Raw genomic sequence first — 16,480 nt, 5'->3', positions numbered from 1 at the left:
GGGCCACTTCTGGGGTTCACCGGTGGCACGGGCGCGGCAGGTGTACCGACCGGCCGTGCGAGCACTCGTAGTCCGGCACTGCCGCCGGACACCCGGGAGAACAACGTGACCAGTTCCGCGCATGCGGGTACGGGCCAGCGGGACAAGCGCCCGCCCCACCTCAGCTACGTGATCTACATTGCCGCCACCGCGGCGCTCGGTGGCTTCCTCTTCGGCTACGACAGCGCCGTCATCAACGGAGCGGTCGAGGGCATCCGCGGAAAGTTCGACGTCTCCTCCGGGCGTCTCGGCACCGTGGTGGCCATCGCCCTGCTCGGCGCGGCGCTCGGCGCGGTCGTCGCCGGCCGGCTCGCCGACCGCCTCGGACGCATCCGCGTCATGCAGATCGCCGCCGTGCTGTTCCTGGTCAGCGGCATCGGATCGATGCTGCCGTTCTCCGTGTGGGACCTGGCCTTCTGGCGCACCCTCGGCGGAGTCGCCATCGGCATGGCCTCCGTCATCGCCCCCGCCTACATCGCCGAGGTCTCGCCGCCCGAGTACCGCGGCCGGCTCGCCTCGTTCCAGCAGGCCGCGATCGTGCTGGGGATCGCCGTGTCCCAGCTGGTCAACTGGGGTCTGGTCACCCTCGCCGACGGGGACCAGCGCGGTGCGCTGCTCGGTCTTGAGGCGTGGCAGATCATGCTCGGCGTGGAAGCGCTGCCGGCGTTGCTCTACGGGCTGATGACCTTCGGCATCCCGGAGTCGCCGCGCCACCTGGTCGCAAGCGGGCAGATCGAGGAGGCCAAGCGCGTGCTCGCCGATGTCGAGGCCGAGGGCACCGACCTGGATGCCCGGGTGGCCGAGATCGACGAGAAGATCCACAGCGAGCGCAAGACGAACTGGCGCGACCTGATCGGCGGCCGGGCCGGGCTGCTGCCCATCGTCTGGATCGGGATCGGCCTCTCGGTCTTCCAGCAGCTCGTCGGCATCAACGTGATCTTCTACTACTCGAACTCGCTCTGGCAGTCCGTCGGTATCGACCCGGGCGACTCGTTCTTCTACTCCTTCACCACGTCCATCATCAACATCGTCGGCACCGTGATCGCGATGCTCTTCGTGGACCGGATCGGCCGCAAGGCCCTCGCCCTCATCGGCTCCATCGGCATGGCCGTCTCGCTCGGCCTGACGGCCTGGGCGTTCTCCTTCAAGGAGGGCACGGGCGAGGACATCAGGCTGCCCGACGCGCAGGGCGTGGTCGCGCTGATCGGCGCCCACGGCTTCGTGCTCTTCTTCGCGCTCTCGTGGGGCGTGGTGGTGTGGGTGCTGCTCGGCGAGATGTTCCCCGGCCGCATCAGGGCCGCCGCGCTCGGCGTCGCCGCGTCCGCGCAGTGGATCGCCAACTGGGCCATCACCCAGAGCTTCCCGACCCTCTCGGAGTGGAACCTCTCGGGCGCCTACGTGATCTACACCTGCTTCGCCCTCCTCTCGATCCCGTTCCTGCTGGCCTTCGTTCCGGAGACGAAGGGCAAGAGGCTGGAGGAGATGGGATAGCAGGGGCCGGAACGGGACGGCGGTACGTTAGGAGCCGTTGCCCCTCCGCCAGGTCCACCAAGGGAACCGATGGACATTCTGATCCTTGTCGTCATCATCGCCGTGGTCGCGGTTGCCGTGATCAGCGGGCTCGTCGTCACCAGCCGCAGGAAGCAGGCGCCCCCGCCGGACGACCGGGCGGCGGCCAGGCCGGCGCCCCCGCCGGACGACCGGGCGGCGGCCAGGCCGGCGCCCCCGGGCGAACCGCAGGTCGGCGACGACGCCGCGCCCCCCGTGACCGAGGAGGAGCGCCGCACCGTCGAGGAGGTCACCCTCCCCGGCCCCGAGGCACCGCCCGCGCCGCCGGCCCCGGAGATCGAGGTGCCGGAGCCGGCCGCGGGCCGGATGGTCCGGCTGCGCGCCCGGCTCGCCAGGTCGCAGACCTCGCTGGGACGCGGTCTGCTCACCCTGCTGTCGCGGGAGCGGCTGGACGAGGACACCTGGGAGGAGATCGAGGCCACGCTGATCTCGGCGGACGTGGGTCCGGCCCCCACCGTCGAGCTGGTCGAGCGGCTGCGCGAACGGGTTCTGGTGCTCGGCACCCGCAGCCCCGACGAGCTGCGGGATCTGCTGCGCGAGGAGCTGCTGGCCCAGATCGGCACCGACCTGGACCGCACCGTGCACACCGAGGGCGGGGTGTCCCCGGAGGGCGAGGAGCGCCCGGCGGTCGTCCTGGTCGTCGGCGTCAACGGCACCGGCAAGACCACCACCACGGGCAAGCTGGCCCGCGTTCTGGTCGCCGAGGGCCACTCGGTGGTGCTCGGCGCGGCCGACACCTTCAGGGCGGCGGCCGCCGACCAGCTCCAGACCTGGGGGACGAGGGTCGGCGCGCTTACCGTGCGCGGGCCCGAGGGTGGCGACCCGGCCTCGGTCGCGTTCGACGCCGTCAAGGAGGGCATCACCCAGGGGGCCGACGTGGTGCTCGTGGACACCGCGGGCCGACTGCACACGAAGGCCGGGCTGATGGACGAGCTGGGCAAGGTGAAGCGCGTCGTGGAGAAGCACGGCCCGGTGAACGAGGTACTGCTCGTCCTCGATGCCACCACGGGGCAGAACGGCCTGACGCAGGCGAAGGTCTTCGCGCAGGTCGTCGACGTCACCGGCATCGCCCTGACAAAGCTCGACGGCACCGCCAAGGGCGGCATCGTGGTCGCCGTGCAGCGTGAGCTGGGCGTGCCCGTCAAGCTGGTCGGGCTCGGCGAGGGGGCGGACGACCTGGCGCCGTTCGAGCCCGAGGCGTTCGTGGACGCGCTCATCGCCTGAGCCGGGGCCCGCGCCTGGCTGGGCCTGGGCCCGGCCTGGGCCGGCCGTGGCGCGGGGGCCCGGCCGCGCGTCAGCCCGAGCCGCGGCCGGCCCCGGCCGCCGGGGGGCCGGTCCGGTGGCAGGCGTAGGCCAGGGTGCCGAGCAGCAGCCTGGCCGGGGGCGGTGACACGGCCGTCTCCAGACCGGGCGCGCGCAGCCAGCGCACCGGGCCGAGGCCCGCGTGGTCCGAGGGGGGCGCGGTGATGTGGTGGCCCGCGCCCAGGGCGCGCAGATTCAACCGGGCGCCGTCCCAGCCGAGGCGGTACAGCAGCTGCGGCAGGCCGGCCGCGGCGTCCGGCGCGACGAGGAACCATGCCCGCCCGTGCGGCGCCAGGGCGACGGGGCCGACAGGGATGTTCATGCGCTCCAGCCGGGGGAGCGCGCACCGGGCGGCGGTCTCGGGGATCTCCAGCACGTCGAAGCTGCCGCCCGCCGGCAGCAGCACGGCCGCGCCGGGCGTGCGCGCCCAGGCCCGTGCGGCCTGGTCCAGGGTGGCGCCCGCGGGAACGGTGCGCTCCGGCGCGAGGGGGTGTGCGCCGGGGGCGGCGCAGTCGCGGTCGCCGCAGGAACAGGTGACGCGTCCGTGCGGTCCGGGGCCGCGCCTGGCGCGCGCCCCGGGGACCACGTCCCAGCCCCACAGACCGGTGTACTCCGCCACGGCCGTGGCGGCGGGCGCCCGGTCGGGCCGCCCGGGCCGCCTGGCGGCCAGCCGCAGCTCCCGGATCTCCCGCATGCCGACGATCGTGAAACCCATACACTCTCCAACTGGTCGGCTCCGCCGATGGTTACGAACCTGGTACCGAGCGTGAAGGGGGGTGCGCGCGTCTGCGTGCGCCCCCGGCGTGCTTCAGCTCATCCGGTTTCGAACATCGCGCGCACTAGTGAAGCGTGCGCGGCGGGCAGAAGTGTTCACGCGAAGGGGTGGCGAATGGTGGCGATTGCGGGTGACCCCCTCGCCATGCCGGTGATCGTAGGATTACTTTCGGTGCATTCGTAGACGCGGTGTCAGCAGACGTCCGTTACTTCGTATGCCAGGCCAACTCCCGGGATTGGGGGCGTAACTGTGGACGGCAACGGCAGCGGTACCTCTGTCAGGCGGCCGAACGAGCGGCTGGAGTCGTGGTTCCGGCGAAGCGGCTGGTCGAAGGGCGAGCTGGCCCGCCAGGTCAATCGGCGCGCCCGCCAGCTCGGCGCGCATCACATCAGCACGGACACCTCCCGGGTGCGCCGCTGGCTGGACGGCGAGCAGCCGCGCGAGCCGATCCCGCGCATCCTCTCGGAGCTGTTCTCCGAACGGTTCGGCTGCGTCGTCGGCATCGAGGACCTCGGGCTGCGCTCGGCGCCGACGTCGGCCGCGGTCTCGGGGATCGACCTGCCCTGGGCCGGGCCCCAGACGGTCGCGCTGATCAACGAGTTCTCCCGCAGCGATCTGATGCTCGGCCGCCGCGGCTTCCTCGGCACCTCGCTGACGATGTCGGCGGGGCCCGCCCTGATAGAGCCCATGCAGCGCTGGCTGGTGCCGACCCCGGGCGCCCCGGACACCGCGGGGGCGCGGCTGACGTCACTGCGGCCGCAGGAGCGCGCCGCCGGGCGGCGGGTGGCCGGGCTCTCCGAGCCCGAGCTGTCCCAACTGGAGGCGTCGACCTCCCAGTTCCGGCGGTGGGACGCGCAGGCCGGCGGCGGGCTGCGGCGCAAGGCGGTCGTCGGCCAGCTGCACGAGGTCACCGACCTGCTCCAGGAGGCCCAAGGCGAAACGGTCCGCCGCAGGCTGTTCCGCATCACGGCCGAACTGTCCGAGCTGGCGGGCTGGATGAGTTACGACATCGGGCTCCAGCCCACCGCGCAGAAGTACTTCGTGCTCGCGCTGCACGCCGCCAAGGAGGCGGAGGACCGGCCGCTCGGGGCCTACGTCCTGTCGAAGATGAGCCGGCAGATGATCCACCTCGGGCGCGGCGAGGACGCGCTTGAGCTGATCCACCTGGCCCAGTACGGGAGCAGGGAGCGGGCCACGCCCCGCACCCAGGCGATGCTGTACGCGCTGGAGGCCAGGGCGTACGCCACCCTGGGCCAGCCGCCCAAGTGCCACCGCGCGGTCCGGATGGCGGAGGACGCGTTCGCCGAGGCCGGCCGCGGCGACCAGGACCCGGACTGGATCGGCTTCTTCTCCGAGGCCGAGCTGTTCGCGGAGAACGCCCACTCCTACCGCGACCTGGCGTACGTCGCGGGCCGCAGCCCCACCTACCTCTCGCGCGCCAGGCCGCTGATGGAGCAGGCGGTGGAACTGTTCGCCCGGGAGTGCGCCGCGGACCCCTCCGGCGGGCACCAGCGTTCGTATGCACTCAACCTCATCGGAATGGCCACCGTGCACCTGCTCGGCCGCGAGGCCGAGCCCTGTGCCGACCGCGCGAACCACGCCATGGGGCTGGCGCGGCGGCTGCGCTCGGAGCGGGTGAACAACCGGCTGCGGAAGACCTGGGCCACCGCCGGGCGGGTCTTCGGGCAGGTGCCCGAGGTGACCGAGATGACGGAGCGACTCACCGCCGAACTCCCGGAGAGCGAGGCCAGCAGGGCGGTCTGAGCGGATCGCCCGCCCCTGAGCGCCGGCCGCGCCGGCCGCCCCGGACAGCCCGACTCGGCTCCCCCATGCCAAGTCACCCCGGGTGGCCGCCGCGGCCGGCTTCCGGGCCACGGCCCCCGGCCGCGGCCTCGTGGCGCGGTGCCGCACACATTAACCCGACGGCGCTGAGTGACTGACCGATTTCATTGCGGCGTAACACGTCATGCGCCATCGTCACATCGGCGAAACAAGGGGGTCCATCGACCGAAACGGCTCTCGGAGAGCCTGTGGCGCATCCTGACCCGATCCCGCCCGCACGGGTCGCAACTCCGAGGAGACGTTCACGTTGGAAGCAGCGGATATCGCTTTTGTAGTGATCTGTGCCGCCTTGGTCATGCTGATGACCCCCGGGCTGGCCTTCTTCTACGGCGGCATGGTCCGGGTCAAGAGCGCCCTCAACATGCTGATGATGTCGTTCATCGCGCTCGGCATCTCCAGCGTGCTGTGGGTGCTCTACGGATTCACCCTCGCCTTCGGCAGCAACTATTCGGACGCCGATGACGGCGGCCTCATCGGCAACCTCGACTTCCTCGGCTTCCAGGACATCACCGCGGAGAACAGCGACATGCTGGCCTTCGCCGTGTTCCAGCTGATGTTCGCCGTGATCACCCCAGCCCTGATGAGCGGTGCGCTGGCCGACCGGGTGAAGTTCAGCAGCTGGGCCCTGTTCATCGCGCTGTGGATCACCGTGGTCTACTTCCCGGTCGCCCACTGGGTCTGGGCCGCCGACGGCTGGCTCTTCGAGCAGGAGGTCATCGACTTCGCCGGCGGAACGGCCGTCCACATCAACGCGGGAGCCGGTGCACTCGCGGCCGTCCTGGTGATCGGCAAACGGGTCGGCTTCAAGAAGGAGCCGATGCGCCCGCACAACCTGCCGATGGTCCTGCTCGGCGCCGCCCTGCTGTGGTTCGGCTGGTTCGGCTTCAACGCCGGCTCCGCGCTCTCGCCCAACGGCACCGCCGCCCTGATGGCGCTGAACACCCAGGTCGCCACCGCCGCCGCGATCCTCGGCTGGCTGATCTACGAGCGCGTCCGCCACGGCGCGTTCACCACGCTGGGCGCCGCCTCCGGCGCCATCGCCGGCCTCGTCGCCATCACGCCCTCCGGAGCGCACGTCAACCCGATGGGCGCCATCCTCATCGGCGTCGTCTCCGGCGCGGTCTGCGCCTGGGCCGTCAGCTTCAAGTTCAAGCTCGGCTACGACGACTCCCTCGACGTCGTCGGCGTCCACCTCGTCGGCGGCCTCGTCGGCACCCTGCTGGTCGGCTTCCTCGCCACCGACGGCCTCGGCGGCGTCGAGCAGTTCGGCAAGCAGGCCCTGGGCGCCTTCTCCGTGCTGGCCTACTCGTTCGTCGTCACCTACATCCTGGCCCAGCTGATCCAGCGCACCGTCGGATTCCGTTCCTCCGAGGAGGAAGAGGTCGCCGGTCTCGACCTGGCGTACCACGCGGAGACCGGGTACGACTTCAGTCAGTCCGGGACCGGTTCGGTGCCCGTCAGCAGCGTTCCCGAGACCGCCGACGTGGCGGCCGGTGAGAAGAAGGTGGACGCATGAAGCTCATCACCGCGGTGATCAAGCCGCACCGGCTCGACGAGGTCAAGGACGCCCTTCAGGCGTTCGGGGTGCAGGGCCTGACGGTCACCGAGGCCAGCGGCTACGGCCGCCAGCGCGGCCACACCGAGGTCTACCGCGGCGCCGAGTACACCGTCGACCTCGTGCCCAAGATCCGCATCGAGATCCTGGTCGAGGACTCCGACGCGGAACAGCTCGTCGACGTCGTGGTCAAGGCCGCGCGCACGGGCAAGATCGGTGACGGCAAGGTGTGGAGCCTGCCCGTCGACACGGCCGTGCGGGTCCGTACCGGCGAACGCGGCCCCGATGCCCTTTAGACCGCACCAGGAGTTGGGGACCGCATGACGTCGGACACGACATCCGCCACCGGCGACCAGGCGGGCCCCAGCGGTGGCTACGCGGCGGCCCGGCTGCACCTCCTGACCCAGGAGGCGCAGCCCGGGCCGCCGCGCCGCGCCGGGCTCGCCAGGCTCACCGACCAGTGGCTCGCCGACCTGCTGGGCGCGGGCCCCCGCCCCGGCCGCGTCGCCCTGCTCGCCGTCGGCGGCTACGGCCGCGGCGAGCTGTCCCCCCGCAGCGACCTCGACCTGCTGCTGCTGCACGACGGGACCGCGCCCCGCGCCGCGATCGCCGCCCTCGCCGACCGGCTGTGGTACCCGGTCTGGGACCTCGGCATCGCCCTCGACCACTCCGTGCGCACCCTCGCCGAGACCCACGAGACCGCAGCCGCCGACCTGAAGGTCCACCTCGGCCTGCTCGACGCCCGCCACGTCGCGGGCGACGCCGCCCTCACCGCCGAGCTGCGCACCGCCCTGCTCGCCCGGTGGCGCAGCCAGGCCCCCGCCCGCCTTCCCGAACTGCACGAACTGGGCCGCGAACGGGCCCGCCGCCACGGCGAACTGCCCTTCCTCCTCGAACCCGACCTCAAGGAGGCGAGAGGCGGCCTCCGCGACGCCACCGCGCTGCGCGCCGTCGCCGCCTCGTGGGTCGCCGACGCCCCGCGCCAGGGTCTCGAAGCCGCCCGCAACACCCTGCTCGACGTGCGCGACGCCCTCCACCTCACCACCGGCCGGGCCACCGACCGGCTCGCCCTCGAGGATCAGGACCAGGTCGCCCGCGCCCTCGGCGTCCTGGACGCCGACACCCTCCTGCGGCAGGTCTACGAGGCGGCCCGCACCATCTCCTACGCCTCCGACGTCACCTGGCGCGAGGTCGGCCGCGTGCTGCGCTCCCGTTCCGCACGCCGCCGCCTGCGCGGCCTGCTCGCCTCCCGCACCGCCAGACGCGGACCCGCGGCGGAGGAACGCACCCCGCTGGCCGACGGTGTCGTGGAGCAGGACGGTGAGGTCGTGCTCGCCCGCACCGCGCGCGCCGGCCGCGACCCGGTGCTGCCGCTGCGCGCCGCCGCCGCGGCGGCCCAGGCGGGTCTGCCGCTCGCCATGCCCGCGGCCCACGCGCTCGCCGCCGCCGAGGCCGCGCTGCCGGTGCCCTGGCCCGCCGAGGCGCGCGAGCAGTTCATCACCCTGCTCGGCGCCGGGCCCGACACCGTTCCCGTCTGGGAGGCGCTGGAGGCGGCCGGGCTGATCACGCGGCTGCTGCCCGACTGGGAACGGGTCCGCTGCCGCCCCCAGCGCAACCCGGTGCACCGCTGGACCGTGGACCGCCACCTGGTCGAGACCGCCGTCCGCGCCGCCGCCCTCACCCGCCGGGTCGGCCGGCCCGACCTGCTTCTGGTCGCCGCGCTGCTGCACGACATCGGCAAGGGCTGGCCAGGGGACCACAGCGTCGCGGGCGAGACCATCGCCCGGGACATGGCGGCCAGGATCGGCTTCGGCCCCGCCGACGCCGACGTGCTCGCCGCGCTCGTCAGGAACCATCTGCTGCTCATCGAGACGGCCACCCGCCGCGACCTGGACGACCCCGCCACCGTCGAACTCGTCGCCGAGGCCGTCGGCAGCCAGTCGACCCTGGAGCTGCTGCACGCCCTCACCGAGGCGGACGCCCTGGCCACCGGCCCGGCCGCCTGGTCGAGCTGGCGCGCCTCGCTGCTCGCCGACCTGGTCAAACGTGTCGCCGCCCGCCTCCAGGACGGCGGCGCGCCCGCCCCGGCCGCGCCGTCGGGAGCGACGGTGGCAGGCGAACGGCTGGCCGTCGAGGCGTTCCGGACCGGCGGCCCTGTCCTCGCCCTGCACCCGCGCGCCGAGGTACGTCCCGCGCGGGACGGGCGGGACGGCGCGGACAAGGTCACCTCGGAGACCGGGGAGACCGGGGAGACCGGCGAGACCCCGGAGCCGGAGCCCGTCGGCGTCGAACTGGTCGTCGCCGTTCCGGAACGGCCGGGCGTGCTGCCCGCGGTCGCCGGGGTGCTCGCGCTGCACCGGCTGACCGTGCGTTCCGCCGAGCTGAGCATCGTCGACCCCGCGGGGCAGGGCCCGGTGCTGCTGCTCGACTGGCGCGTGGCCGCGGAGTACGGCTCGCTGCCGCAGGCGGAACGGCTGCGCGCCGACCTGATCCGCGCCCTGGACGGGTCCCTCGACATCGCCGCCCGGCTCGCGGAACGGGAGGCCGCCTACCGCAGGCCGCGGCGCAGGATGCCCCTGGCCCCGCCGGCGCGGGTCACCGTCGCGCCCCTCGGCTCCCGGGTCGCCACGGTCATCGAGGTGCGGGCCCAGGACGCCCCCGGGCTGCTGTACCGCATCGGCCACGCCCTGGACGCCGCCGGGGTCGTCGTGCGCAGCGCGCACGTCAGCACGCTGGGGGCGAACGCGGTCGACGCGTTCTACGTGACGCGGCCGGCCGGCGAGCCGCTGCCCCCGGAGGAGGCCGCCGGCCTCGCGCGCACCCTTCAGGACGCGCTGGCCGACCAGACCCGTGCGCCCGCGGGCTGACCGCATCGTCGGCGGGCGGATACGCTGGAGGGCACCGCCGACCCGTCCGCCGATGTGTAAGGAACCGCCAGCGCCGTGTTCGACACTCTCTCCGACCGCCTTGCGGCAACGTTCAAGAACCTCAGGGGCAAAGGCCGTCTGAGCGAGGCGGACATCGATGCCACGACGCGGGAGATCCGCATCGCCCTGCTGGAGGCGGACGTCGCGCTGCCCGTGGTGCGCGCGTTCATCAAGCAGATCAAGGAGCGGGCCCAGGGCGCCGAGGTGTCCCGGGCGCTCAACCCGTCGCAGCAGATCGTCAAGATCGTCAACGAGGAGCTCGTCGCCATCCTCGGCGGCGAGACGAGGCGGCTGCGGTTCGCCAAGACCCCGCCGACCGTGGTGATGCTCGCGGGTCTCCAGGGCGCGGGCAAGACGACGCTGGCCGGCAAGCTCGGCCGCTGGCTGAAGGCGGAGGGCCACACCCCGCTGCTGGTCGCCTGTGACCTTCAGCGGCCGAACGCGGTGAATCAGCTCGCCGTCGTCGCGGAGCAGGCCGGGGTGGCGGTCTTCGCGCCCGAGCCGGGCAACGGGGTGGGCGACCCGGTCAAGGTGGCGGAGGACTCCCTGTCCTACGCCAGGGACAAGCAGTACGACGTCGTCGTCGTCGACACCGCCGGACGGCTCGGCATCGACGAGGAGATGATGCGGCAGGCCGCCGACATCAGGGACGCGGTCAGCCCCGACGAGGTGCTGTTCGTCGTGGACGCGATGATCGGCCAGGACGCGGTCAGCACGGCGGAGGCGTTCCGCGACGGCGTCGGCTTCGACGGCGTGGTGCTCTCCAAGCTCGACGGCGACGCCCGCGGCGGTGCGGCCCTGTCCATCGCGCAGGTCACCGGCCGCCAGATCATGTTCGCCTCCAACGGCGAGAAGCTGGACGACTTCGACGCGTTCCACCCGGACCGCATGGCGTCCCGCATCCTCGGTATGGGCGACGTGCTCACGCTGATCGAGCAGGCCGAGCGCACGTTCAGCCAGCAGGAGGCCGAGAAGCTGGCCAGCAAGCTGGCCAAGGGCCCCAAGGAGTTCACGCTTGAGGACTTCCTGGCGCAGATGGAGCAGGTCCGCAAGATGGGCTCCATCTCCAAGCTGCTCGGGATGATGCCGGGCATGGGGCAGATGCGCGAGCAGATCAATAATCTCGACGAGCGCGAGGTCGACCGCACCGCCGCCATCATCAAGTCGATGACGCCCGGCGAGCGCGCCGACCCCAAGATCATCAACGGTTCGCGGCGGGTCCGCATCGCCCGCGGCTCCGGAGTCGACGTCAGCGCGGTCAAGGGGCTCGTCGAGCGCTTCTTCGAGGCCAGGAAGATGATGTCGAAGATGGCGCAGGGCGGCGGCATGCCGGGGATGCCGGGCATGCCCGGCATGGGTGGCGGCGGCAAGCGCAAGTCCAAGCCGCAGAAGAAGGGCAAGGGCGCGCGGCGTTCGGGCAACCCGATGAAGCGCCAGGCCGACGAGCAGGCCGCCGCGCAGCGCGGCGAGGGTGCGGGCGCGGACCCGGCCGACTTCGAACTGCCCCAGGAGTTCAGGGACATGCTGCCGCCGAAGTAACCCAATTCACGTTTGAGGAGCCGGGAGCCGTACCATTCCCGCCATGACCAAGGCTCCCGTGCTCACTCCCCAGGCGGACGACTTCCCGCGCTGGTACCAGGACGTCATCGCCAAGGCGGAGCTCGCCGACAACGGTCCGGTCCGCGGCACGATGGTCATCCGGCCCTACGGGTACGGGATCTGGGAGCGGATGCAGCTGGAGATGGACGCGCGGATCAAGGCGGCCGGCGCCCGCAACGCCTACTTCCCGCTGTTCATCCCGCAGTCCTACCTGGCCAGGGAGGCCGAGCACGTCGAGGGCTTCGCACCCGAGCTGGCCGTCGTCACGCACGGCGGCGGCAAGCAGCTCGACGAGCCCGTGGTCGTCCGCCCCACCTCGGAAACGATCATCAACGAGTACTTCGCCAAGTGGGTGCAGAGCTACCGCGACCTGCCGCTGCTGATCAACCAGTGGGCCAACGTGGTCCGGTGGGAGATGCGGCCCCGCGTGTTCCTGCGCACCACGGAGTTCCTGTGGCAGGAGGGGCACACCGCGCACGCGACCGCCGAGGACGCCCGCGACTACGCCGCCCGCATTCACCGGGACGTCTACGGCGACTTCATGGTCAACACCCTGGCCATCGACGTGGTCCTCGGCCGCAAGTCGCCTGCCGAGCGCTTCGCCGGAGCCATCAACACCCTCACGCTCGAAGCGATGATGAGTGACGGCAAGGCGCTCCAGATGGGCACCAGCCACGAGCTGGGCCAGAATTTCGCCCGCGCCTTCGACACCCGCTACCTCGCCGCGGACGGCGGCCGTGAGCTGGTCTGGCAGACCTCCTGGGGCTCCTCGACGCGCATGGTCGGCGGCCTGATCATGTCCCACGGCGACGACAACGGGCTGCGCGTTCCGCCCCGACTCGCCCCGGTGCAGGCCGTCGTCCTGGCGATCAAGGACGACGAGGCCGTGCTCGCCAAGGTCCGCGAGATCGGCGCCGCGCTCACCGCGGCAGGCGTCAGGACCGAGGTCGACGACCGGACCGACACCCCGTTCGGCCGCCGCGCCGTGGACTGGGAGCTGAAGGGCGTGCCGGTCCGGGTCGAGGTCGGGCCGCGGGACCTGGCCGCGGGCACCGCGATGCTGGCGCGCCGCGTCCCTGGCGGGAAGGCGCCCGTCGCGATCGACGCGCTGCCCGGGCTGCTGCCCGGCCTGCTGGAGGAGGACCAGGCGCTGCTGCTGCGGCAGTCGCGGGAGCGCCGCGAGGCGCGTACCGCGGAGGTGCGCACGGTGCGGGAGGCGGTGGAGGTGGCCGCGGCCGGGGGCTGGGCGCGCATTCCGTGGGCCGATCTGGGCGCCGAGGGGGAGGCCAGGCTCGCGCAGGACGCGGTGTCCGTGCGCTGCCTCGTGGCCGAGGACGGCTCCGTGCCCGAGTCGGATGACGCCCCGGGCACGATCGCCGTCGTAGGCCGCGCCTACTGAGCTTTCGCGGGCTCTTCGCCCCGTTTCGCGGGGCCGCATTGACGGCGAACTGACCAGTAGGTGCAAATTCGTGGACTTGCCCCGGAATCGGAACACCTCGGGGTGCTCGCTCGTTAGCTACGACGTGAGCACGACACAACCAGTTCCAGTTCTCGCCGCCGAGCTGGCGCACGCGTGGGCCGACATTCAACGGCACCATCCGGAGCTGCCTGACCTGGCGACGCCCGAATCACTGATCGGAGAGTCCTCGTCCGCCTGCGGCTCCGAGCTCTCCTTCGAACGGCTGCTGCACGAGGCCGTGCACGGTATCGCCGCTGCCCGGGGGGTCAGGGACACCTCCCGCGCCGGCCGCTACCACAACCGCCGCTTCCTCGCGATCGCGGAGGAGCTCGGCCTCGACCACACCGACGACCCGCATCCGAGCAGCGGCTTCTCGCTGGTCACGATGAACGCCGAGACCAGACGGCGCTACCGGCCCACGGCCGAGCGGCTGCAACGGGCGCTGAAGGCGCACGTGGTGGCCAACGCCACGGACACGAAGCGGAGCTTCCGCGGGCCCGCGGCCCGGCACGGTTCCTCCGGTGGCGGGGTGCGCGTCAAGGCGGTGTGCGAGTGCGGGCGGAATGTCCGCGTCGTACCGTCCGTCCTGGCGCAGGCCCCGATCGTATGCGGTGCGTGCAAGAAGCCCTTCCAGATCGCCGAGGCCCTGACCGTGGCGGCTTCCGCCTGACGGGCTATGGCAGAATGGGCCGTTGAACTCGGCAGTCGTACAGGACCCCTCTCTCCTCCGGCTGACGCGTCCATCGGACCCCCGGCGCCGCAACCCCACGCGGCCGCCCCGGCGGTCCACCACGTCAACACGCAGGAGACACCACACCCGTGGCAGTCAAGATCAAGCTGAAGCGACTGGGCAAGATCCGTTCGCCGCACTACCGCATCGTCGTCGCCGACTCGCGTACCCGCAGGGACGGCCGTGCCATCGAGGAGCTGGGCCTGTACCACCCGGTGCAGAACCCCTCCCGCATCGAGGTCGACTCCGACCGCGTCCAGTACTGGCTGGGCGTCGGCGCGCAGCCGACCGAGCCGGTCATGGCCATCCTGAAGGTCACCGGTGACTGGCAGAAGTTCAAGGGTCTGCCCGCCCCGCCGCCGATGAAGGTCGCCGAGCCGAAGCCGGACAAGCGCGTCCTTTTCGAGGCCGCGGCCAAGGAGTCCGGCGGTGAGCCCCGGGGTGAGGCCATCACTCCGAAGGCGAAGAAGGGCGAGAAGAAGGCCGACGCCGAGGCCGCCGCGGCCCCGGCAGAGTCGACCGAGGGCTGAAATGCTCGAAGAGGCCCTGGAGCACCTGGTGAAGGGCATCGTCGACAATCCCGATGAGGTCCAGGTCGCCTCGCGTACCCTGCGCCGCGGGCGAGTCCTCGAGGTCCGGGTTCACCCCGACGACCTCGGCAAGGTGATCGGCCGCAATGGCCGTACCGCGCGCTCGTTGCGCACGGTCGTGGGCGCACTCGGCGGCAAGGGCGTCCGCGTCGACCTCGTCGACGCGGACGAGGTCCGCTGACGGCGCCATCGGCATCGCACCCAGGGCCGGAGCGGCGGTTGCCGCTCCGGCCCTCGGTGCCTCCTGAGAACGGACATACAGTGCAAGTCGTCGTCGCGCGCATCGGCCGCGCCCACGGCATCAAGGGCGAAGTCACCGTCGAGGTCCGCACCGACGAGCCGGAGCTGCGGCTCGCCCCCGGTGCCGAGCTGGCGACCGACCCCGCCGGGACCGGCCCCCTGACCATCGAGTCCGGCCGCGTGCACAGCGGTCGGCTGCTGCTGCGCTTCGCGGGCGTGCACGACCGCACGGCCGCCGAGGCCCTGCGGAACACGCTGCTGATCGCCGAGGTGGACCCGGCGGAGCTGCCCGACGACCCGGAGGAGTTCTACGACCACCAGCTGGTCGGCCTCGACGTGGTCACCGCGGACGGCACGGCGCTCGGCAGCATCGCGGAAGTCGCCCACCTGCCGGGCCAGGACCTGCTGATCGTGGCGCGCACCGGGGGCGGGGAGGCGCTGATCCCGTTCGTCTCGGAGATCGTTCCCGATATCGACCTCGACGCCGGGCGCGCGGTGGTGAATCCGCCGCCGGGGCTGCTCGACGGGGGTGACGAGACGTGAGGCTGGACGTCGTCACCATCTTCCCCGAGTACCTGGAGCCGCTGGGCGTCTCGCTCGTCGGCAAGGCGCGCGCCGCCGGGCTGCTGGACGTGCGGGTGCACGACCTGCGCGGGTGGACCCGCGACCGGCACCACACCGTCGACGACACCCCCTACGGCGGCGGTCCCGGCATGGTGATGAAGCCGGAGCCGTGGGGCGAGGCGCTGGACTCCGTGCTCGGCTCGGGACCGTCCGGCGCGCAGGAGCCGCCGGTGCTCGTCGTGCCCACGCCCAGCGGCCGGGCGTTCACGCAGGAGGTGGCCCACGAGCTGGCGGCCAAGCCCTGGCTGATCTTCACCCCGGCCCGCTACGAGGGCATCGACCGGCGGGTCGTGGACGACTACGGCGAGCGATTCGACGTGCGCGAGCTGTCCATCGGGGACTACGTGCTCGCCGGCGGCGAGGCCCCGGTGCTCGTGATGGTCGAGGCGATCGCACGGCTGCTGCCGGGCGTGCTCGGCAACGCCGAATCGCACCGCGACGACTCCTTCGCGCCCGGCCCGATGGCCGGGCTGCTGGAGGGGCCGGTCTACACCAAGCCCCCCGAGTGGCGCGGCCGGAGCGTGCCCGAGGTGCTGGTCAGCGGGCACCACGGAAGGATCGCGCGCTGGCGCCGCGACGAGGCGCTGCGCCGCACCAGCGGCACCCGCCCCGACCTGATCGAGGGCGGCGACCCGGCCGCGTTCGACAAGCACGACCGCGCCACGCTGGCCGAGCTCGGCTGGCGACCGGGTGCGGACGGCCGATTTGGGCGCGCGTCGGCGGACGTGGAACAATAGGCCGCTGGCCCTTTCCGTATCCGGCGCGCGACCCTGCCACAGGGGGACCGACGCCGCCGACGCGGCCGGGCCGTTCCCTTTCCACCATCACGATCATTTCCGCTGATGACCTGTGGCATCGGCGAGGAGAGCAGCAAGCCATGAACCTCCTGGACAGTGTCGACTCCGCTTCCCTGCGGGACGACGTCCCGGCCTTCCGCCCCGGTGACACCGTGAACGTCCACGTGCGCGTCATCGAGGGCAACCGGTCCCGTGTGCAGCAGTTCAAGGGCGTGGTCATCCGCCGCCAGGGCTCCGGGGTCCGGGAGACCTTCACGGTGCGCAAGGTCAGCTTCGGCGTCGGCGTGGAGCGCACGTTCCCCGTGCACACTCCCGTCGTGGAGAAGATCGAGCTCGTGACCCGCGGCGCGGTGCGCCGCGCCAAGCTCTACTACCTGCGCAACCTGCGTGGCAAGGCCGCGAAGATCAAGGAGAAGCGGGAGAACTGACCGG

At 72.4% G+C, this 16,480-nt stretch carries 15 protein-coding genes; 14 read left to right on the top strand and 1 reads right to left on the bottom strand.

Going from position 1 to position 16,480, the window contains the following annotated elements:
• Positions 1–105 precede the first annotated feature (105 nt).
• Together RM779_RS00605 and ftsY are read left to right on the top strand one after the other, a co-directional pair.
• Positions 106–1,530 (top strand): sugar porter family MFS transporter, encoded by a 1,425-nt coding sequence (locus RM779_RS00605; RefSeq protein ID WP_311614615.1) that lies wholly within the window; start codon positions 106–108, stop codon positions 1,528–1,530.
• Positions 1,531–1,599: 69 nt separating this feature from the next.
• A complete protein-coding gene (gene ftsY / locus RM779_RS00600) occupies positions 1,600–2,832 on the top strand; it encodes a signal recognition particle-docking protein FtsY (protein WP_311614614.1) in 1,233 nt (410 codons plus the stop codon).
• A 70-nt stretch (positions 2,833–2,902) separates the two neighbouring features.
• On the opposite strand, the gene RM779_RS00595 is transcribed toward ftsY, so the two are convergent.
• Positions 2,903–3,625: a bifunctional DNA primase/polymerase gene (locus RM779_RS00595; protein ID WP_311614613.1), complete on the bottom strand. Its 723-nt coding sequence runs from the start codon at positions 3,623–3,625 to the stop codon at positions 2,903–2,905.
• 294 nt (positions 3,626–3,919) lie between these two features.
• Between RM779_RS00595 and nsdA the strand changes: the two genes are divergently transcribed.
• The 12 genes from nsdA (at position 3,920) to rplS (ending at position 16,476) form a co-directional block, all read left to right on the top strand.
• Positions 3,920–5,449: a transcriptional repressor NsdA gene (gene nsdA, locus RM779_RS00590; RefSeq protein WP_311615442.1), complete on the top strand. Its 1,530-nt coding sequence runs from the start codon at positions 3,920–3,922 to the stop codon at positions 5,447–5,449.
• Positions 5,450–5,774: 325 nt separating this feature from the next.
• Positions 5,775–7,043, top strand: a complete 1,269-nt coding sequence (locus tag RM779_RS00585; protein ID WP_311614612.1) for an ammonium transporter — start codon at positions 5,775–5,777, stop codon at positions 7,041–7,043.
• Positions 7,040–7,378 (top strand): P-II family nitrogen regulator, encoded by a 339-nt coding sequence (locus tag RM779_RS00580; RefSeq protein WP_077058600.1) that lies wholly within the window; start codon positions 7,040–7,042, stop codon positions 7,376–7,378. Before RM779_RS00585 ends, RM779_RS00580 begins: the two co-directional genes overlap by 4 nt.
• A 24-nt stretch (positions 7,379–7,402) precedes the next feature.
• Positions 7,403–9,949 carry a [protein-PII] uridylyltransferase gene (locus RM779_RS00575; RefSeq protein ID WP_311614611.1) on the top strand — a complete coding sequence of 849 codons (2,547 nt, stop codon included), beginning with the start codon at positions 7,403–7,405 and terminating at the stop codon, positions 9,947–9,949.
• A gap of 75 nt (positions 9,950–10,024) precedes the next feature.
• Complete coding sequence (gene ffh, locus RM779_RS00570) at positions 10,025–11,548, top strand: signal recognition particle protein (protein ID WP_311614610.1); 1,524 nt, start codon at positions 10,025–10,027, stop codon at positions 11,546–11,548.
• Between the two features lie 43 nt (positions 11,549–11,591).
• Positions 11,592–13,007 carry a proline--tRNA ligase gene (gene proS / locus RM779_RS00565; protein ID WP_311614608.1) on the top strand — a complete coding sequence of 472 codons (1,416 nt, stop codon included), beginning with the start codon at positions 11,592–11,594 and terminating at the stop codon, positions 13,005–13,007.
• A 124-nt stretch (positions 13,008–13,131) separates the two neighbouring features.
• Entirely contained in the window at positions 13,132–13,737 is a 606-nt protein-coding gene (locus tag RM779_RS00560) for a hypothetical protein (protein ID WP_311614606.1), read from the top strand.
• Between the two features lie 149 nt (positions 13,738–13,886).
• The gene (gene rpsP, locus RM779_RS00555; RefSeq protein WP_311614604.1) at positions 13,887–14,327 is read left to right on the top strand and encodes a 30S ribosomal protein S16; all 441 of its coding nucleotides are present in this window, start codon (positions 13,887–13,889) and stop codon (positions 14,325–14,327) included.
• Between the two features lies 1 nt (position 14,328).
• Positions 14,329–14,568 carry an RNA-binding protein gene (locus RM779_RS00550; RefSeq protein ID WP_077058594.1) on the top strand — a complete coding sequence of 80 codons (240 nt, stop codon included), beginning with the start codon at positions 14,329–14,331 and terminating at the stop codon, positions 14,566–14,568.
• An 80-nt stretch (positions 14,569–14,648) separates the two neighbouring features.
• Entirely contained in the window at positions 14,649–15,170 is a 522-nt protein-coding gene (gene rimM, locus RM779_RS00545; RefSeq protein WP_311614600.1) for a ribosome maturation factor RimM, read from the top strand.
• Positions 15,167–15,988, top strand: coding sequence for a tRNA (guanosine(37)-N1)-methyltransferase TrmD (gene trmD, locus RM779_RS00540; RefSeq protein WP_311614598.1), 822 nt, complete (start codon positions 15,167–15,169; stop codon positions 15,986–15,988). The genes rimM and trmD overlap by 4 nt, the downstream gene beginning before the upstream one ends.
• Before the next feature lie 140 nt (positions 15,989–16,128).
• The gene (rplS, locus tag RM779_RS00535) at positions 16,129–16,476 is read left to right on the top strand and encodes a 50S ribosomal protein L19 (RefSeq protein ID WP_077058591.1); all 348 of its coding nucleotides are present in this window, start codon (positions 16,129–16,131) and stop codon (positions 16,474–16,476) included.
• Positions 16,477–16,480 lie beyond the last annotated feature (4 nt).

The sequence above is a fragment of the Streptomyces johnsoniae genome (assembly GCF_031845565.1).
GTDB lineage: Bacteria > Actinomycetota > Actinomycetes > Streptomycetales > Streptomycetaceae > Streptomyces > Streptomyces johnsoniae.
This window is presented reverse-complemented; position numbering and strand designations above follow the sequence as displayed.

What these genes read in the sequence shown, in the direction of transcription:
- ftsY (WP_311614614.1), top strand. Translation starts at nt 1,600, where the DNA reads ATGGACATTCTGATCCTTGTCGTCATCATCGCCGTGGTCGCGGTTGCC.
- RM779_RS00595 (WP_311614613.1), bottom strand. Translation starts at nt 3,625, where the DNA reads ATGGGTTTCACGATCGTCGGCATGCGGGAGATCCGGGAGCTGCGGCTG.
- RM779_RS00580 (WP_077058600.1), top strand. Translation starts at nt 7,040, where the DNA reads ATGAAGCTCATCACCGCGGTGATCAAGCCGCACCGGCTCGACGAGGTC.
- RM779_RS00575 (WP_311614611.1), top strand. Translation starts at nt 7,403, where the DNA reads ATGACGTCGGACACGACATCCGCCACCGGCGACCAGGCGGGCCCCAGC.
- proS (WP_311614608.1), top strand. Translation starts at nt 11,592, where the DNA reads ATGACCAAGGCTCCCGTGCTCACTCCCCAGGCGGACGACTTCCCGCGC.
- RM779_RS00550 (WP_077058594.1), top strand. Translation starts at nt 14,329, where the DNA reads ATGCTCGAAGAGGCCCTGGAGCACCTGGTGAAGGGCATCGTCGACAAT.
- rplS (WP_077058591.1), top strand. Translation starts at nt 16,129, where the DNA reads ATGAACCTCCTGGACAGTGTCGACTCCGCTTCCCTGCGGGACGACGTC.